This is a genomic window from Kitasatospora sp. NE20-6 (assembly GCF_045862635.1).
Map to the genome: position 1 here is coordinate 138,123 of NZ_BPRL01000007.1, position 15,993 is coordinate 154,115.

The following is a 15,993-nucleotide window of genomic DNA, read 5'->3' on the forward strand; positions in this document are numbered from 1 at the left end:
ATCGAGCGGCCTCACCCCCGTGACTCCCAAGGAGTGCATCCGATGGTGTTCAAGCGGCTTCTCGGCGCTCTCGGCGTCGGCGGACCCACCGTGGACACGGTGCTGTCCACGCCGACCGTCCGCCCCGGCGGCTCGGTCTTCGGCCAGGTCAACCTGGTCGGCGGTGAGCGCGAGGCCGAGATCAACGGCATCACGCTCAGCCTGATCGCCCGTGTCGAGGTCGAGTACGAGGACCACGAGGGCCACACCGACCGCACCTTCGCGTCCGCGGTGGTCAGCGGGCCGCTGCGGCTCGCGGCGGGCCAGAACCTCGCGGTGCCGTTCTCGTTCCCGGTGCCGTTCGAGACCCCGGCGACCGCGATCGGCGGGCAGCACCTCTCCGGCATGGTGCTCGGCGTGCGGACCGAGGTCGACATCGCGGGCCAGCTCGACAAGGGCGACGTCGACCCGCTCGCGGTGGAGGCGCTGCCCGTGCAGCAGCGGGTCCTCGACGGGCTGCTGGCCCTCGGCTTCCGCTTCTCCCGGGCCGACCTGGAGGCCGGGCACATCCGCGGCACCCGGCAGACGCTGCCCTTCTACCAGGAGATCGAGTTCAAGGCGGCGCCGCAGTACGCGCACCGCTGCAACGAGATCGAGGTGACCTTCGTCGCCGACGCGTACGGCGTCGAGGTGGTGCTGGAGTTCGACAAGCGCGGCTTCCTGAGCAGCGGTGACGCGGTGCGCACCTACCGCCTGGAGCACGCGGCGGCGCAGCAGGACCTGACCGCCGTGGTCGACGGCTGGATCCGCGCCGCGCTGTAGGCGGCGGGCGGCGGGCGGTGGCCCGCGCACGACGGAACGACGGAACGGCGGACGGCCGGGGCGCGCACTGCGCCCCGGCCGTCCGCCGGTGCGGCGCCCCGGAGGGTCACTCGACGACGAGCTCCACCGGGATGTTGCCGCGGGTGGCCTTCGAGTAGGGGCACACCTCGTGCGCCTGCTTGACCAGCAGCCGGCCGGTCTCGCCGGAGAGGGCGTCGGGCACCTCGACGCGCAGCACGACGGAGAGGCCGAAGCCGGCGCCGTCCTTGCCGATGTTGACCTCGGCCGTCACCGAGACCTCGCTGGTGTCGACCCCGGCCTGCCGGCCGACCAGGCCCAGGGCGCTGGCGAAGCACGCCGCGTAGCCGGCCGCGAAGAGCTGCTCGGGGTTGGTGCCCTGCCCGTTGCCGCCGAGCGCGGGCGGCATGGCCAGCGGCAGGTCGATCTGCCCGTCGGAGCTGACGGCCCGGCCCTCGCGGCCGTTGGCGGTGGCGACAGCGGTGTACAGCGCGTCCATGGTGAACCCGTCCCTTGCTCGGAGTCGGTCGGCGGCCGGAGTACCGGGCCGCCCGTCCCCATCAGTAGAGCACGCAATTCAATTGTGCACAACTCACATGCCCGCGGCGCGGCTATCCTGGAGCCATGACCACACCGCTCCCGGTGCCGGACGGGCAGCTGCTCCGCCTCGACCACCAGATCTGCTTCTCGCTGCACGCCGCGTCCCGCGCCTTCAACGGCGTCTACCGGGTCGTCCTGAAGGACCTCGACCTGACCTACCCGCAGTACCTGGTGATGCTCGTGCTCTGGGAGCACGGCGACCTGCCCGTCAAGCAGATCGGCGAGCGGCTGCGCCTCGACTCCGGCACCCTCTCCCCGCTGGTCAAGCGGCTGGAGGCGGCCGGCCGGGTGCGCCGAGAGCGCAGCACCGAGGACGAGCGTTCCGTCACCGTCCGGCTCACCGCCGACGGCGCCGCCCTGCGCGAGCGCGCCGCCGACGTGCCGCGGCGCATCCTCGCCGCCTCCGGGGTGTCGGTGGAGGAGCTCACCGGCCTGCAGCAGCTGCTCGGCCGCGTCACGACGGCGCTCGACGCCGCCGCCTCCGCGGGCTGACCACCGCCCCCGCGGACCGTACGGCCTCCCCGCCGGACCGCCGGACGCCCCCGAACGAGTCGGATAATCTGACGGATCCACAGGAGTCGACCGTCCGGGGGGACCGGTGACCAGCACACCGACCGGCGACCGGCCCGCGGCACCCTGCGGGATCACCGCCACCCTGCTCGCCGCCGGCACCTGCGACACCGGCATCACCGCCCGCGTCGGCGGCCGCGCCGAGGTGACCGTCCAGGAGATCACCCTCGCCCCCGGCGCCTCCACGGACTGGCACTACCACCCCGGCCCCCTGATCGTCGTGGTGCGCTCCGGCACCCTCACCCGCACCCTCCACGACCGCACCCGGCTCACCCAGGCCGCGGGCAGCGCCTTCGTCGAACCCGCCGGCCCGCACCGCGTGCACCTCGGCAGCAACCTCGGCACCGAGCCCGTCGTCCTGCTGATCACGTACGTCCTGCCGGCCGGCAGCCCGCTCGCCCGGCCCGCCCCCTGCCCGTTCCCGGCCCTCCCGGCGCCGGGCTGGCGTTGACGTCCGCGGCAAGGTCTACCGTCGGAGGCATGCGGATCGGCGAACTGGCCCGGCGGGCGGGCACCACCACACGGGCACTGCGGTACTACGAATCGCGCGGGCTGCTGCCCGCCCGGCGCAACGGCAACGGCTACCGGGAGTACGACGAGGAGGACCTCCGGCTGCTCCGGCAGATCCGGACCCTCCAGGACTTCGGCTTCGAACTGGAGGAGACCAGGCCGTTCGTCGAGTGCCTGCAGGCCGGACACCCGGCCGGCGACACCTGCCCCGCCTCGCTCGACGTCTACCGCGCCAAGCTCGCCGAGCTCGACGACGTCGTCGCCCGCCTCGCCGCCGTCCGCGACGAGGTCGCCGCCCAGCTCGCCCGCGCCGAACTCGAAGCCGGCGCCGACCTCCCCGGCGGCCCCGAACCACGCTGCGAGCTCGCCCCGCACCCCGCCACCCGCCACCACACCTGAGGAGACAGCATGGCCGTCGCACAGATCGAAGGGGTCGCCGAGGTCACCGACGCGACCTTCGCCGCCGAGGTGCTCGCCGCCGACGGGCCCGTCCTGGTCGAGTTCACCGCCGACTGGTGCCCGCCCTGCCGCATGCTCGCCCCGGTGCTCGCCGACGTCGCCCGCGAGGAGGCCGGACGGATCCGCATCGTCCAGGTCGACGTCGACACCAACCCGGAGACCCAGGCCCGCTACGGCGTGCTCTCCATGCCGACCCTCGTGGTCTTCCGCGGCGGCGAGCCGGTGAAGACCATGGTCGGCGCCCGCGCCAAGGCCCGCCTCCTCCGCGAACTCGCCGACGTCCTCCCCTCCGGCCCCGCGGCCTGACACACGGTCACCGGCCCTCCCCGGACCGGTGTTCCCCCACCGCCCCCGGGCGGGTACGCTCACCCACGGTGTGCCGGGAAGTCTGGTCGGCGAGTTGCCCGACCCTGCCCCGGAGGCCCCCGTGGACCGTACCCGCCCCGCGCCCGCTCCGTTCGACGACTCCGTGCGGTCCGCCACCGGCCGCCCGCAGGGAGACGTGCAGCGGTGAGCACCCAGGCCGTCTTCTTCCTCGCGTACTCCGCCGTCATGCTGCCGGTCCCCGTCGCGCTGCTCGCGGGCTGGACCCCGCCGCGGTGGCGCGACCGCCCTGCCGCCCGCCGGCCGCTCGCCGCCGGGCTCCTGCTGATCTGGGCCTGCGGCGCCGTCAACGCCTGCGCCCGGCTGCTCGGGGCGTCCCCCGCGGCGCTCCTGGTCGTCACCGCGGCCGGTCTGCTCCTGACCGCAGCCGGGTTCGCCGTGCTCCTGCGGGCCGCCCGCCGGCGCTGACCGCGCCACCGGCCCCGGCGCGGCGCACCGGACCGGCCGCCCCCCGACGCGAGGATGGACCGCATGACCCGGATGACCGAGCCCGAGTGGCGCTCCTTCCTCAGCCACGGCACCCGCACCGCCAAGCTCGCCACCACCCGCGCCGACGGCCGCCCGCACGTCGCGCCGGTCTGGTTCCTGGTGGACGGCGGCGACATCGTGCTCAACACCGGCAAGGACACCGTCAAGGGCCGCACCCTCGCCCGCGACCCCCGCGTCATGCTCTGCGTCGACGACGAGCGCCCGCCCTTCTCCTTCGTCCTGGTGCAGGGCACCGCCACCCTCTCCGAGGACCCGGCCGAACTCCGGCACTGGGCCACGCGCATCGCCGCCCGCTACATGGGCGAGCACCGCGCCGAGGAGTTCGGCGCCCGCAACGGCGTCCCCGGCGAACTCCTCGTCCGCATCCGCATCGACCAGGTCAACGCCCAGGGCGGCATCTCGGACTGACCGGCCCGGCCGAGGGGAAGAACCGCACCGCGGACCGTTGTTGCACGCGTACGCCGGACACCGCCCCGGCCACGCCCGCCGCAACCACCGGAGCCCCCCATGGCCGACCAGGCCCAGCGCCGCCACCTCTTCCTGCTCGGCTCGACCCGCCCCGGCGGCAACGCCGAACTCCTCGCCCGCCGCGCCGCCGAACACCTCCCCGCGGGAGCGGAGCAGCGCTGGCTCGGCCTCGACGGACTCCCGCCCTTCACCGACCGCCGCCACGACGGCGACGGGATCTACCCCGAGCCGACCGGCCACGCCCGCACCCTGCTCGACGCCACCCTCGACGCCACCGACCTCGTCATCGTCTCCCCGCTGTACTGGTACAGCGTCAGCGCACCGGTGAAGCTCTACCTCGACCACTGGTCCGCCTGGATGCGCGTGCCCGGCACCGACTTCACGTCCCGCATGGCGGGCCGCACCCTCTACGGCGTCACCGCCTACGCCGGCAGCGACCCCTCCGACGCCGACCCGCTCACCGGCACCCTGCGCCGCTCCGCCGACTACCTCGGGATGCGCTGGGGCGGCGTGCTGCTCGGCAGCGGCAACCGGCCCGGCGACGTGCTCGCCGACGAGTCCGCCCTGCTGCGCGCGAAGTCCTTCCTGGCCACCTGACCCGCCCCCGGCACCCCGAGGAGCAGCCCGCCCAGGGCCGGACCCGGCACCGCGCCCGCCGTCCGCGCCACCACGAACCCCGGCACCGGCCCCGGCGCGATCCCCGCGTACGTGTCGCTCGGCGACCGCGCCGCGGTCGGTGCCGGGTTCGCGACCCCCCGTCGTCATGCCGCCATCGTGTCCGGCCCGCCGTGCGGCGACAATCGTCCGGTGCACCCGGCCCCGGCCCGCCCGCGGCACCGTCCGGTCGGAGCTCGCACGGGACCGCGCTTGACCCTCACGCACCGTGAGGCCCGACGCTGGAGGCCACGAGGAGGGAACGACCCGATGAGCGGACGCACCGTGGGCCAGGTGGCCGGGCTGGCCGGCGTCACCGTACGCACCCTGCACCACTACGACACGATCGGCCTGCTCTCGCCGGGCGGCCGCACCCCCGCCGGCTACCGCCGGTACGAGGACGCGGACCTCGACCGGCTGCGGCGGATCCTGTTCTACCGCGAACTCGGCTTCCCCCTCGAAGAGATCGCGGCGATCCTGGACGACCCCACCCTCTCGCCGGACGAGCACCTGCGCCGCCAGCGCCGGCTCCTCGGGGAGCGGATCGGCCGGCTCCAGGAACTCGCCGCGGCCGTCGAACGAGCCATGGAGGCACAGAAGATGGGCATTCGGCTGACACCCGAGGAGAAGTTCGAGGTGTTCGGGAGCGACTACCGGGAGAGCTGGGAGGGCGAGGCCGGGGAACGCTGGGGCGGCACCGATCCCTGGAAGGAGTCGCAGCGCCGCACCGGCGGCTACACGAAGGACGACTGGCAGCGCATCAGGGACGCGGCGGACGCCCTCGACTCCCGCCTCGCCGAGGCGTTCACGGCCGGTGTGCCGGCCGACTCGGAGCAGGCCGCGGCGCTCGCCGAGGAGCACCGCGGGCACATCACCGGGCACTTCTACACGTGCCACCACGCCATCCACCGCGGGCTCGCCGAGATGTACGTCGCCGACCCGCGCTTCACCGCCGCCTACGACCGGCTCGCCCCCGGCCTGGCCCGGTGGCTCCACGACGCCATCGTCGCCAACGCCGAGCGCCACGGCGCGTAGCGGGCACCGGGGACGGCTCCGTCGGCGGGCGCCGGCACCGGCCGCAGGGAGCGGGGGCCCTCCGGTGCCGGTACCGGTGCCCGCTCTACGCGCCGGTGCCGCCCCGGCCGGGTCCGGGCCACGGCCCGGCCGGGCTCACCGGGCCGAGGCCAGGACCGCGGAGGCGGTGCCGAAGTGGGCGCCGGTGGCGGCGTCCACGCTGCCGAACTTCGTCCAGGTGCCGTTCGCGTTGCGGAGCGTGTGGAACAGCTTGCCGTTGCTGTCGAGGACGGCGACCTGCAGCACGTCGCCGTCGGTGTACTGGTTGCTGCCGCCGACGGCCACGCCGGTCACCGTGCCGAGCGGGGTCCGGGTGGCCGCCTCGACGTCGCCGAAGACCGTCCACGCGCCGGTCGTGCGGCGGACGGCGTGGTACACACCGGTGCCGTTGCCGGTGGTGACCACGGCCTGGAGCTCGCCCTTCACCTCGGCGGCCGAGACGTGCTGGGCGGTGCCGGGGCCGGACGAACCGGCGAAGACGTCCGACCACGCCGAGAAGGCGGAGGCCGAGGCCGCGCGGGCGGTGTGCCACAGCTTGCCGCCGGCGACGGCGAGCAGCTGGAGGTCACCGCCGGTCAGGGTCACCGCCGAGAGCTCGGTGATCCGGCCGGGGAGGACGCCGGGCACCGACACGTCCTGCCAGGTGCCCCACGTGCCGTCGCCGTGCCGGACGGCCTCGTGGAGGGAGCCGGCGGCGGTGCGGGCGAAGAGGTGGAACTCGTTGTCGACGAACGCCGAGCCCATCAGCCTGGTCAGACGGGCGGTCGGCGGGGTGTTGCCGGAGTGCAGGATCGGTACCTCGTCCGCGATGGGAGCGGTGAGGTCGGTCGGCGAGTTCCAGGTCCCGTCGGTGTCCCGGATCAGGAACTGGATCGCCGAACCCATCGCGGCCAGGAAGGTCCGGCCTCCGGCCTCGACCTGGGTCACGGACGTGGTGGCCGAGGGGAGGTAGTACATGTCGGGGACACTGCGCCACGCCGTCCACGTGCCGTCCGCGTTCCGGACCGTCAGCTGCGGGTCGACCTCCGTGGCGATGGTGAGCTGGAATTCGGCCGCGGTCTTCACGGTGCCGGTGGATCCGCCCGTGACCGCCTGCGCCGGGGTACCGGTCACGGCGCCGCAGAGCGCGACGGCTGCGGCGGCGGCGAGGCCGGTGGTGGCATGCCGAAGGCGCCGGTTATTCACAATTACCCCTAGGGAAAGCATTGTTGACGGTACGCCCGAAAAGCGCCGCGATCTGCCGGGTGTCGGGACCGGGGCAGTCTACCGTCGTCGTCGATCAGCTGTGCGATGAATTCGACGGGCCGTCCGGCCTGCGGATCGGACCCCGGAAATCCGTGCGGGGAAATGTGGCGCCCCATTGTGCGGTGGGTGATTCGCGTGCGGAACGGGTGGATCCGTGCCGTGCCGCGGTCTATGCCGCGCCCCGGCCGAAGGTGCGGCGGTACGCCGTGGGTGAGGTCCGCATCGTGCGGCCGAAGTGGTGGCGGAAGGTCGCCGCGCTCTCGAAGCCGACGGCGGCGGCGACCTCCTCGACCGTGCCGGTGCCCGCCTCCAGCAGGGGCAGGCTGGCCGCGATGCGCTGGGTGGTGACCCAGCGCATCGGGCTGGTGCCGTTGCGGGCGGTGAAGTGCCGCAGGTAGGAGCGGTCGGACATGCGCGCCGTGCGGGCCAGCAGCGGCACGGTGAGCGGCCGGGCGAGGCGGTCGAGCGCCCACTGCATGGAGCGGGCGACGCCGTCGTCCTCGTCGGCGACGGGCTTCACCGCGGCCTCGATGAACTGCGCCTGGCCGCCGTCCCGGTGGGGCGGTACGACGAAGCGGCGGGCCACGGCGTTGGCGACCCTGGCGCCGTGGTCGCGCCGCACCAGGTGCAGGCAGAGGTCGATGCCGGCGGCGCTTCCCGCGCTGGTCAGCACGGCACCGTTGTCGACGTACAGCACGTCCGGGTTGACCCGGACGTCCGGGTGGCGGCGCTGCAGCAGTTCGGCGTAGCGCCAGTGGGTGGTGGCCTCCAGCCCGTCCAGCAGGCCGGCCGCGGCGAGGGCGAACGCGCCGGAGCAGATGGAGACGATGCGGGCGCCGCGCCGGTGCGCGGTCCGCAGGGCGGCGACCAGACCGGGGGAGACCTCGCCGCTGAAGGCGTTGGGCACGCCGACGACCATCACCGTGTCGGCGGCGGCGAGTTCGTCCAGGCCGTGGCGGGCGGTCAGGCCGAAACCGCCGACGGCGTTCAGCGGTGTCCCGGGCTCGTCGGCGCACACCACGACCGTGTACCAGGGGGCGGTCAGCAGACTGCCCAGCTCGGGCCGGGGCAGGCCGAACACCTCGACCACCACGCCGAGTTCGAACGGAGCCATGCCGTCGAAGGCGTACACGGCCACGGTGTGCACGGGGTCGGGGCGGCGGCCGACGGTGACGGAGACCGGGCCGCTCGACGGCTGCGCGGGCATGCTGCTTCCCCTCGTCCGGGCTGGCGGGATCTTGGCGAGTGTAGTCGTCCACGCCACTGTCCGCGGGCGAGGGCCGGCCGCGAGGATCGGAGTCGTCGCCGCAGCACCCGCATCGCACAGCACCCGCACCGCACCCGCACCCGCACCCGCACCGCCAGGAGACCGCAGATGACCACCACCGCCTCGCCCGTCACCGAGATCCCCGCGGCCTCCCCGGAGCGCGCCTTCGCCTTCTTCGCCGAGCGCCTCGGCTGCCAGGCCGACCCCGCCGACGTCTGGTACGCGCTGCGGGACGGGCAGCAGGATTTCACCCTGGTCGACGTCCGGGCCGAAGGCGCGCACCGCAAGGCCCACCTGCCGGGGGCGATCAGCCTGCCGATCGCCGGCATCACCGCGGAACGGGTCGCCGCGCTGCCCGCCGGGCTCCTTGTCGTGTACTGCTGGGGCCCCGCCTGCAACGGCTCCACGAAGGGCGCGATGAAGCTCGCCGCGCTGGGCCGCGAGGTCAAGGAGATGATCGGCGGCCTCGAGTACTGGGTGCGGGAGGGCTGGCCCACCGAGGGCCGCCGCCCGATCGACCCGAAGACCGCCACCCCCGCCGATCTCGGCCTGGTCCGCTGACCGGGCGGGGGCCCCGGGGCGGCCGGATTGTCAGTGTCCGGCCGTAGTCTGTAGGTGTGTCCAGGGGCCGGCAGCGGTCCACGGCGGGGTTGTGAAAAAGCAGTGGGAGTCCACTGCACCCGTCCGGGAGGATGCAGGCACGCCACGACGAGGGTTCGGGGGAACGACGCCGGTCCGGCAGGGCCGACCGGCGGGCCTCGTCGCACACGCCCATCACCACACCCGCAGTGATCTCTTGGGGGGTCTTGCCATGCGTGCGTCCGTTTTCACCACCTATGCGAAGAACATTGCCGCGCCCACCCGCATGTCCGGCTGGGGCCGGCGCGGCGCGCGCCGCTGACACGCCGCACACGAACACCCGGGGCGCCGCGCACCGGCGGCCGGCGGTTCTCCGTCCCACCCGCCGGTGACGCCCGCACCCTCGTGCCGGTCCGCCCCCGACGCCGGACGGCCGGACCCCCGACAGGGGCCCGGCCGTCCACGGACGCCGCGGGGTCAGCCCGCGAGGCCCGCCATCCACGACTCGACGTCCTCGGCGCGGCGGGGGAGGCCGGCCGACAGGTTCTCGTTGCCGTCGGCGGTGACGAGGATGTCGTCCTCGATGCGCACGCCGATGCCGCGGTACTCCTCGGGCACGGTCAGGTCGTCCTGCTGGAAGTACAGGCCGGGCTCGACCGTCAGCACCATGCCGGGCTCCAGCACCGCGTCCACGTACTGCTCGCGGCGGGCGTGCGCGCAGTCGTGCACGTCGAGGCCGAGCATGTGGCCGGTGCCGTGGAGGGTCCAGCGGCGCTGCAGGCCGAGCTCCAGGACCTTCTCGACGTCGTACACCGACGCGTCGAGCAGGCCCCAGGCGAGCAGGCGCTCGGCGAGGACGCGCTGCGCGGCGTCGTGGAAGTCGCGGAAGCGGCCGCCCGGCTTCACCGCGGCGATGCCGGCCTCCTGCGCGTCGTACACCGCCTCGTAGATCTTCTTCTGGAGGGCGTCGAACCGGCCGTTGATCGGCAGGGTGCGGGTGACGTCCGCGGTGTAGAGGGTGTCCGTCTCGACGCCGGCGTCGAGCAGGAGCAGCTCGCCGGGGCGGACGTCGCCGTCGTTGCGGACCCAGTGCAGCGTGGTGGCGTGCGGGCCGGCGGCGCAGATGGAGCCGTAGCCGACGTCGTTGCCCTCGACGCGGGCGCGGCGCCAGAAGGTGCCCTCGATCCAGCGCTCCGAGGTGGCGACGGCCTGGCCGAGCTCGCGGACGACGTCGGTGAAGCCCAGGACGGTCGCGTCGCAGGCGGCGCGCAGCTCGCCGATCTCCCATGCGTCCTTGACCAGGCGCAGGCCGGAGAGGAAGACCTTCAGCTCGTCGTCGTGCTCCGCGTCGAGGACGCCGGTGAGGGCCTCCTCCAGGGCGGCGTCGTAGCCGCGGACGATCCGGGTGGGCACCGCGGTCGCGGCGGCGAGCTCCTCGGCGGCCTTGCGGACGTCGCGGGCGGGCAGGCCGAGCAGGGCCTGCGCCTCCTCCAGGCTGTGGCGGCGGCCGACCCACAGCTCGCCGTGGCCGTCGAGCCAGAACTCGCCGTTCTCACGGTTCGAGCGGGGCCGCAGGTAGAGGGAGAAGTCGTGGCCGGTGCCGTTCGGCTCGGCGACGAGGACGGCGTCCTCGGTCCGGTCACCGGTGAGGTGCACGTACTCGCTGGCGGCACGGAAGGCGTAGTCCGTGTCGTTGGCGCGGGCCCGCAGGTTGCCGGCCGGGACCACCAGCCGCTCCCCCGGGAAGCGGGCGGAGAGCTTCGCCCGGCGTTCGGCGGCGTGGCCGGCCTGGGCGATCGGGGTCAGACCGCGGAGCTCGGTGTCGGCCCAGCCCGACTTCATCGAGGTGCCGAGCTCGTCGGAGATCTCGCCGTACAGGCCGTTCTTGCGGCCCTTGATCGGCTCGTCCTCCTCGTCGGCGGCCAGGCCCTCGGGGTTGTCGGACACAGCCGGAGTGCGGTCCTCGGTCACGTACGTCGCCTCCTTGCGCGTAATGCCGCCCCGGACACCTCGGATCGCGAGGTGCGTGGGCGGCCGTGCCCCCATGGTACGAGGGCGGACCGAACGGACCGTACGGGTGTCGGGCATCCGTTCGCCCGCGGCCCGCCGGCCGGCCCGCGGGCGGACGGGGCCGCCGGGTCAGCCGAAGCGGAGGGCCAGCAGCACGAGGTCGTCGGTGCCGGTGGTGGCGCCGCCGGTGACCTCCAGCAGGTGGGCGCAGAGCCGGTCGGGGTCGAGCCGGGCGTCGCGCGGGGCGTCGGCCGCGGCGCGGCGCAGCGCGGACTGCCCGGCGTGCAGGGTGGGACCGCAGCGGCGGGCCAGGCCCTCGGTGTAGAGGACGAGGAGGTCGCCGGGCTCGGCGGTGAGCTCCACGCCGGGCGCCTCCCAGCAGCTGAGCACGCCGAGCGGGGCCGAGAGGGAGGTCTCGACGAAGGAGGCGCCGTCCCGGTTCACGAGGATGGGCGGGCAGTGTCCGGCGCCGGCCAGGGTGATGCGGCGCTCGGCGGGCTCCACCCAGCCGTAGACGGCGGTGGCGGTGCGGGCGGGTTCGGTGGTCTTGAGGAGCAGTTCGAGGTCGCCGAGGACGGAGACCGGGTCCTCGCCCTCCAGCACGGCGTAGGCGCGCAGCGCCGCCCGGATGCGTCCCATGGCGGCGGCCGCGCCGGGGGCGGAGGCCGGGCCGGCGCCGGGGCCGTCGCCGGAGACGCTGCCGACGGTGACGGCCAGGGTGCCGTCGGGGAGTTCGACGGCGTCGTACCAGTCGCTGCCGGTGGCGTTCTCCAGGCCGGCGGCCACGCAGCGGGCGGCCAGCCGGACGCCGTCCAGCACGGGGAGGCGGTCGGGCAGCAGGCCGCGGCGGAGGGCGTCGGTGGCGCGCCTGGTCCGGTCGGCGGCGAGCTGGCCGGCCAGTACGGGGGCGGCGAACTCGCAGTATCGGCGCAGCAGTTGCTGGCGTCGCTCGCTGGGTTCGGCGGGTTCGTCGTAGAACCACGCGGCGGCGCCGAGCGGGCCGTCGTCGCCGGTGCCGAGCGGTAGCGCGAAGCAGGCGCCGAGGCCGAGGTGGGCGGCCACCTCGCGGAACCGCGGCGCCACGGACGGGTCCGCCGCGAGGTCGGCGACGAGGAGGCGGCCGCCGGTGCCGGCCCGGCCGAGCAGGCCGGCGAAGGGCCCGTGCTCGACCGGGACGGTCTCCAGGCAGCCGACGCCGCAGCGGTCGAGCCCGAGGCCGACGGGCCGTCCGGCGCCGCGGGCGGTGGTGGTGATCAGGCCGCGGCGGGCGCCGAGCAGGGCGGCCCCGGACTCCAGCACGGCGGTGAGGGCGGCGTCCAGGCCGCGGGCCCGGGCGAGGAGTTCGATGTGCTCGTGCAGGCTCGTGAAATCGGACAGCCATCCGGCCAAACGGTCCTGCAGCCCCGCGGCGTCGTCCTCACCGGGGAACCCCGTGCCGAGCAGGTCGGAGAGGGGTGCGGCCGGGGCCAGCACGCCGCCCGCGGGCGCCGGGGGGCACACCGCCGCGGCGGTCCCGCCCGCCGTCTGGGCCGTCCCGCGTGCCGCCGGGCCGGACGGCGCCCCGCCGGACACCGTCAGTCCGCTCGGCTGGGCGTCGGTCATGTCGCAACTCCCCACATACTGGTACGTGTCACGCAGGAACCCCGAGAGCCGGACCAAACGATTGCTATCTCACTAGTCGGCAGCAATCCACCACTTGTACACAGGCCGATCGGGGCATGTCCAGAAGCGTGACGAGGTCGGTGCCTCCCGCTTCCGCGGCCCGTGACGGCAGCCGGCGGGCATGCCGGAGCGGGCCCGCGGCGGTCCTGCGCGGTCTGCATCGGCTGACGCTCGGTCAACCGGTGGTCCGGATCGTATGCTTCCGCCTCCCGGCGGCCCTCCGGGCCGGGTTCGACTCACTCGTACGGTGGAACCAACGGCCCGTGGGGCGCGTCCATCCGGCCGTATGGGGGATTCTCGTTCCAGGGCCGTCCTTCCGGTGACCCTCCCTCATCTCACGCCGGTCGCGGCCCCGCCGCCCGGCCGTCCCGAACCCCACGGTCGCGGAGAGGAACGAGCGCCCATGCGTCGGATGCAGTTGCGGTGGCCGGGCAGCCGCCGCCGGGAGCAGGGCGCGCTGCTCGTGGCCGCGCTGGAGTCGGCGGAGCGGGGATGGCCGGTCGTGCCCGGCGCCCGTGCGGCCCGGGGGGTGTTCGGACCGTGCTCCTGCGAGGACCCGCGCTGTTCGCAGCCCGGTGCCCATCCGCACGACCCCCCGTTGGCCGCGGCCACCACCGACGGGCGGATGGTCCAGTGGTGGTGGGAGAACCGGGCGCCCGGGGCGCCGCTGCTCGTCGCCACGGGCCGCACGGTCTGCGCGGTGAGCCTGCCCGCCGCGGCGGGTGTGCGGGTGCTCGCGCACTTCGCGGAGCTGGGGGTGCCGGTCGGCCCGGTGCTGGCCACGCCCTCCCGCTGCGCGCTGCTCGTCGCGCCGTTCACGCTGGAGGAGCTCGGCGGGCTGCTGGCCGAGCGCCCCTGGGTGCCCGGTTCGCTGCGGTACCACGGGCCCGGCGGGTACGTGATGCTGCCGCCCTCGCAGGGCGGGGCCGGCGCGGTGCACTGGGTGTCGCCCCCGGTGGAGGGCGGGCTGTGGCTCCCTCAGGTGGGCACGCTGCTGGAGGGGCTGATCGCGGCGAGCTCGGCCGAGCCGGACGGCAGCCGACTGCCGTACTGACGCGGGCGGGCGGGGCTCCGCGGGCCGGGCGAGGCTTTGAGGGCCGGGCGTGGTGACCGGCGGGGCTTCGCGGGCCGATCGCCGTGACCGGCGGGGCCGGTGCGGCCGCGAACGGGTCGGCAGGTGCGGGCCGGGAGCACGCGCTGCGCCGGACAACGAAAAATCCGGCCGCTGGCGACGGGGGATGCACCAGCGACCGGACTGTTTAAACAGTAACAAAGATCCGGCGGGGAGCCAATTTGTCCGGCCCTGGCCGACCTGGGATTCTCCGGACTCCCGCCGGAAATGTGACGGGAGTCACATCGCCGTCAGTTCAGGGTGACCTGACGGTTCACCAGGTTGGCGCGGGCCCGGCGCTCCTCGGCGCTCAGGGGAGCGCTTTCCTGCAGCGCACCCGCCAGCCGTTCCGCGAACTCCGCCGCGGGCTTCTCGCAGTCGTCCGCCGAGAACTCCACCGGGAGGTCCCACACGGGCACCGTCAGGCCGTGCGCACGGAACGAGCCGACCAGCCTGGTGCCCTCGCCCAGGGAGGACAGGCCGGCGGCGGAGAGCCGCGCGAGCGCGTCCAGCAGCTTCTCCTCCGGCACCGTCATCACCCAGCGCAGGTGGTTCTTGTCCGGGGTGCCGCACCAGTACGCGGCGTCCACGCCGGCGACCTTCTCGGTCGGGATCGCCGAGGCGTTGGCCCGCTCCAGGGAGGCGGCCACCTCGCCGGAGGCCGCCTCCGCGTCCTCCAGCCAGAACTCGAAGCCGGTGTGCACCGCCGGGTCGAACCCGGCCGCGGTGTCGAGCAGGTCCTGCAGGCGGCGGCCGCCCGGCACGGTGCGGCGGGCCGGCACCGGAGTGCCCGGCTCGGTGGCGAGCGCCAGCTCCAGGGCGTCGCCCAGGTCGCGGCTCAGGTCGCCGGAGCTCGACTGCGTCTGCAGGCCCAGCAGCACCGAGCCGTCCGCGCGCCGCAGCGCCGGCCAGGCCAGCGGCAGGACGGTCGCCAGCGTCACCGAGGGCACCTCGCCGACGGCGCCGTCCGCCACCCCGGCCGCCAGCGTCAGCGGCACGGTCGCGGCGGGCACCAGCTCGCGCAGCGCGACCCAGTCGGCCTCGCCCGGCAGGCCCTCGAACGGACGGTGCACCAGTTCCTGCACGGCGTGCGCGGCCTCCCGGCCGTGACACGCCTTGTAGCGGCGGCCCGAGCCGCAGGGGCACTTCTCCCGCGCGCCGACGACCGGGATCTCGCCCGTGGCGGTGGAGGTGCTGGGCTGGGACGAGGACTTCGCGGCCTTCTTGGCCATGGTGGGGCTCCCGGGTACGGCGACAGTGCACCGGAAGCCTACTGAGATTCCGGGCCGCCGCCGTGCGCCCGCGCGCCCGGGGCCCGCCGGGCGCGCGCTACGCCACCGGCTCGCCGCTCTTGCCGTCGCGCAGGGACAGGGCCGCCCACACGGTGACCTCCCCGGGCGCGTCGCGGACGCCCCACGCGCTGGAGAGGCGTCCCACGATGCTCAGACCGCGCCCGCCGCGCGCGGTCAGCGACGGGCTGGCGGGCAGCGGCCGGGTCGGTGCGCCGCCGTCGGTCACCTCCACCGTCAGCCCGTCCGCGTGGGTCCACCAGCGCACCAGGATGCCGCCGGGCCCAGGCTCGGAGACGTCCTCCGGATCCGCCCGACCGGCGTTCCTGGCACGGGTGGTGACGGCCGATGTCAGGACGTCCGCCAGCTCCTCCGCGGTGCGTTCCTCGACGGTCCGTTCGTCGAGTTCCGCGAGCTTTCCGAGCGGCTGCGCGTACCGACAGGAATTGCTCAGCAGTTCGGAGAGGATCAACACCGCGTCGTCGATGACCGTCTCCGGTATCGCACGGTCACCGAGCTCCCGCCGCATCCGTCGCCGCGCGGCGCCGACACCGGCCGGACCGTGCGGCACCGCCAAGGTCGACGAAGTCGGCCCTGCCTTCTCGGGCACAGCACGCGCCACCATCAACGCCACCCCCGGGACCTCCTTCAGCGTCTGACGAGGGATGGATGCCCCTCCGGAATGCGTCGGAAACGAGCCCCGGGCGATCGCGCGCGGACATTTCGAGGCGCCGCGACGGACGGTATTCAACCGGCGAAAAACTGCTTACGGTCCGTTGTGAAAGTCACAGGAATTGAGCGTC

At 74.7% G+C, this 15,993-nt stretch carries 18 protein-coding genes; 11 read left to right on the forward strand and 7 right to left on the reverse strand.

The window, feature by feature from the left end; translation table 11 throughout:
* Nucleotides 1-42: 42 nt before the first annotated feature.
* Nucleotides 43-801, forward strand: coding sequence for a sporulation protein (locus SNE206_RS08985; protein ID WP_407912848.1), 759 nt, complete (start codon nt 43-45; stop codon nt 799-801).
* 106 nt (nt 802-907) lie between these two features.
* On the opposite strand, the gene SNE206_RS08990 is transcribed toward SNE206_RS08985, so the two are convergent.
* Nucleotides 908-1,318, reverse strand: a complete 411-nt coding sequence (locus SNE206_RS08990; RefSeq protein WP_407912849.1) for an organic hydroperoxide resistance protein — start codon at nt 1,316-1,318, stop codon at nt 908-910.
* Nucleotides 1,319-1,443: 125 nt separating this feature from the next.
* On the opposite strand from SNE206_RS08990, the gene SNE206_RS08995 reads away from it, so the two are divergent.
* The 8 genes from SNE206_RS08995 (at nt 1,444) to SNE206_RS09030 (ending at nt 5,988) form a co-directional block, all read left to right on the forward strand.
* Nucleotides 1,444-1,911 (forward strand): MarR family winged helix-turn-helix transcriptional regulator, encoded by a 468-nt coding sequence (locus SNE206_RS08995; RefSeq protein WP_407912850.1) that lies wholly within the window; start codon nt 1,444-1,446, stop codon nt 1,909-1,911.
* Between the two features lie 106 nt (nt 1,912-2,017).
* Nucleotides 2,018-2,440, forward strand: coding sequence for a cupin domain-containing protein (locus SNE206_RS09000; RefSeq protein WP_407912851.1), 423 nt, complete (start codon nt 2,018-2,020; stop codon nt 2,438-2,440).
* Between the two features lie 29 nt (nt 2,441-2,469).
* Complete coding sequence (locus SNE206_RS09005) at nt 2,470-2,898, forward strand: MerR family transcriptional regulator (RefSeq protein WP_407912852.1); 429 nt, start codon at nt 2,470-2,472, stop codon at nt 2,896-2,898.
* Nucleotides 2,899-2,907: 9 nt separating this feature from the next.
* Nucleotides 2,908-3,264 carry a thioredoxin gene (trxA, locus tag SNE206_RS09010; protein WP_407912853.1) on the forward strand — a complete coding sequence of 119 codons (357 nt, stop codon included), beginning with the start codon at nt 2,908-2,910 and terminating at the stop codon, nt 3,262-3,264.
* Between the two features lie 204 nt (nt 3,265-3,468).
* Nucleotides 3,469-3,750 carry a hypothetical protein gene (locus tag SNE206_RS09015; protein WP_407912854.1) on the forward strand — a complete coding sequence of 94 codons (282 nt, stop codon included), beginning with the start codon at nt 3,469-3,471 and terminating at the stop codon, nt 3,748-3,750.
* 72 nt (nt 3,751-3,822) lie between these two features.
* The gene (locus SNE206_RS09020; RefSeq protein WP_407912952.1) at nt 3,823-4,239 is read left to right on the forward strand and encodes a PPOX class F420-dependent oxidoreductase; all 417 of its coding nucleotides are present in this window, start codon (nt 3,823-3,825) and stop codon (nt 4,237-4,239) included.
* Between the two features lie 99 nt (nt 4,240-4,338).
* Nucleotides 4,339-4,896 carry a flavodoxin family protein gene (locus tag SNE206_RS09025; protein WP_407912855.1) on the forward strand — a complete coding sequence of 186 codons (558 nt, stop codon included), beginning with the start codon at nt 4,339-4,341 and terminating at the stop codon, nt 4,894-4,896.
* Nucleotides 4,897-5,223: 327 nt separating this feature from the next.
* Nucleotides 5,224-5,988, forward strand: a complete 765-nt coding sequence (locus tag SNE206_RS09030; RefSeq protein WP_407912856.1) for a MerR family transcriptional regulator — start codon at nt 5,224-5,226, stop codon at nt 5,986-5,988.
* Between the two features lie 135 nt (nt 5,989-6,123).
* On the opposite strand, the gene SNE206_RS09035 is transcribed toward SNE206_RS09030, so the two are convergent.
* Nucleotides 6,124-7,212 carry a hypothetical protein gene (locus SNE206_RS09035; protein ID WP_407912857.1) on the reverse strand — a complete coding sequence of 363 codons (1,089 nt, stop codon included), beginning with the start codon at nt 7,210-7,212 and terminating at the stop codon, nt 6,124-6,126.
* Nucleotides 7,213-7,441: 229 nt separating this feature from the next.
* Entirely contained in the window at nt 7,442-8,479 is a 1,038-nt protein-coding gene (locus SNE206_RS09040) for a helix-turn-helix domain-containing protein (RefSeq protein WP_407912858.1), read from the reverse strand.
* 168 nt (nt 8,480-8,647) lie between these two features.
* On the opposite strand from SNE206_RS09040, the gene SNE206_RS09045 reads away from it, so the two are divergent.
* Complete coding sequence (locus SNE206_RS09045; RefSeq protein WP_407912859.1) at nt 8,648-9,100, forward strand: rhodanese-like domain-containing protein; 453 nt, start codon at nt 8,648-8,650, stop codon at nt 9,098-9,100.
* A 495-nt stretch (nt 9,101-9,595) separates the two neighbouring features.
* On the opposite strand, the gene SNE206_RS09050 is transcribed toward SNE206_RS09045, so the two are convergent.
* Nucleotides 9,596-11,089 (reverse strand): aminopeptidase P family protein, encoded by a 1,494-nt coding sequence (locus SNE206_RS09050; RefSeq protein ID WP_407912860.1) that lies wholly within the window; start codon nt 11,087-11,089, stop codon nt 9,596-9,598.
* Between the two features lie 168 nt (nt 11,090-11,257).
* Entirely contained in the window at nt 11,258-12,730 is a 1,473-nt protein-coding gene (locus tag SNE206_RS09055; protein WP_407912861.1) for a PP2C family protein-serine/threonine phosphatase, read from the reverse strand.
* A 463-nt stretch (nt 12,731-13,193) separates the two neighbouring features.
* Here SNE206_RS09055 and SNE206_RS09060 point away from each other — a divergent pair, with 463 nt between their 5' ends.
* The gene (locus SNE206_RS09060) at nt 13,194-13,844 is read left to right on the forward strand and encodes a bifunctional DNA primase/polymerase (protein ID WP_407912862.1); all 651 of its coding nucleotides are present in this window, start codon (nt 13,194-13,196) and stop codon (nt 13,842-13,844) included.
* A gap of 308 nt (nt 13,845-14,152) precedes the next feature.
* On the opposite strand, the gene SNE206_RS09065 is transcribed toward SNE206_RS09060, so the two are convergent.
* The gene (locus SNE206_RS09065; RefSeq protein ID WP_407912863.1) at nt 14,153-15,133 is read right to left on the reverse strand and encodes a DUF5926 family protein; all 981 of its coding nucleotides are present in this window, start codon (nt 15,131-15,133) and stop codon (nt 14,153-14,155) included.
* A 97-nt stretch (nt 15,134-15,230) separates the two neighbouring features.
* A complete protein-coding gene (locus tag SNE206_RS09070) occupies nt 15,231-15,824 on the reverse strand; it encodes an ATP-binding protein (protein WP_407912864.1) in 594 nt (197 codons plus the stop codon).
* Nucleotides 15,825-15,993: the final 169 nt, after the last annotated feature.